The sequence below is a fragment of the Streptomyces sp. PT12 genome (genome assembly GCF_003311645.1).
Taxonomy (GTDB): Bacteria; Actinomycetota; Actinomycetes; order Streptomycetales; family Streptomycetaceae; genus Streptomyces.
Map to the genome: position 1 here is coordinate 1 of NZ_QEST01000196.1, position 1,162 is coordinate 1,162.

The window sequence follows — 1,162 nt, forward strand, 5'->3', positions numbered from 1 at the left end:
TACTGAGGTTGAACTCGTGGTGTCGTGAGGGCTGACGGTTCGTCGCTGGTGCGGTATCAACGGGGTATGCGGTATGCACAAGGTGGCGGGTTGACGGCCGAACGGCAGCGGTTCCGCGAGGGGTTACGGTTCCAGGCGGCCGAGCGATTCGCCCGGGGCGAGGCGAGTGCGGTGATCGCCAAGGACCTGCGGGTCAGCGTTCGCTCGGTGCAGCGGTGGCGGCAGGCGTGGGATGAGGGTGGTCCGCGTGCTCTGCGGTCGCAGGGGCCGGCGTCGCTGCCAAGGCTGAGCGAGGAGCAGTTCGCGCAGTTGGAGGCGGAACTCGCGAAAGGTCCGGCGGCGCACGGCTGGGAAGACCAACGCTGGACCCTTGGTCGTGTGAAGACGGTGATCGGCCGACGTTTCCACCTGACCTACACGATCCAGGGCGTGCGCAAGCTGCTGGTGCGCAACGGCTGGTCCTGCCAGGTTGCGGCCCGACGGGCCATCGAGCGGGACGACGACGTGGTCGCGGGATGGGTGAAGGAGGTGTGGCCCCGCGCGGAAGGCTCGCGGCGGCCCGTGGAGCCTGGCTCGTCTTCGAGGACGAAGCCGGATTCTCCATGACGCCGCCGCAGTCCAAGACCTGGTCGCAGCGGGGCCGGACCCCGGTGGTCCGAGTCCGCGGCCGATCCCGCAGACGGATCTCCATCGCCGCGCTGACCTGCTACAAACCCGGCCACCGCTCCCGGCTGATCTACCGGCCCCGCAAGGACGATGACCGACGCGACGGTCGCAAGAGCTTCTCCTGGCGCGACTACCGGGACCTGCTGACCGCAGCCCACCAGCAGCTCGGCAGCCCGATCGTACTCGTCTGGGACAACTTGAACGTCCACAAGGCTGCCGGGTTAAGGGAGTTCGCCGCTTCCCGGGACTGGCTGACCATCTACTACCTGCCGCCCTACGCACCCGACCTCAACCCCGTCGAAGGCATCTGGTCCCTCCTGCGACGCGGCTGGCTCTCCAACGTCGCCTTCACCACCCCCGAACACCTCACCCAGCGCATCCGACGCGGCCTACGCCACATCCAGTACCGCAGCCACCTCATAGACGGCTGCCTCACCGAGACCGGCCTGACCATCAAACCTTAGCCAAAGGCGTCACCACGAGTTCAACCTCAGTA

2 protein-coding genes are annotated in these 1,162 nt (G+C 67.5%); both read left to right on the forward strand.

Going from position 1 to position 1,162, the window contains the following annotated elements; all coding sequences use genetic code 11:
* Positions 1 to 66: 66 nt before the first annotated feature.
* Positions 67 to 606 carry a winged helix-turn-helix domain-containing protein gene (locus DEH69_RS22795; RefSeq protein WP_113688879.1) on the forward strand — a complete coding sequence of 180 codons (540 nt, stop codon included), beginning with the start codon at positions 67 to 69 and terminating at the stop codon, positions 604 to 606.
* Complete coding sequence (locus DEH69_RS22800; RefSeq protein WP_258534890.1) at positions 603 to 1,130, forward strand: transposase; 528 nt, start codon at positions 603 to 605, stop codon at positions 1,128 to 1,130. The genes DEH69_RS22795 and DEH69_RS22800 overlap by 4 nt, the downstream gene beginning before the upstream one ends.
* Positions 1,131 to 1,162 lie beyond the last annotated feature (32 nt).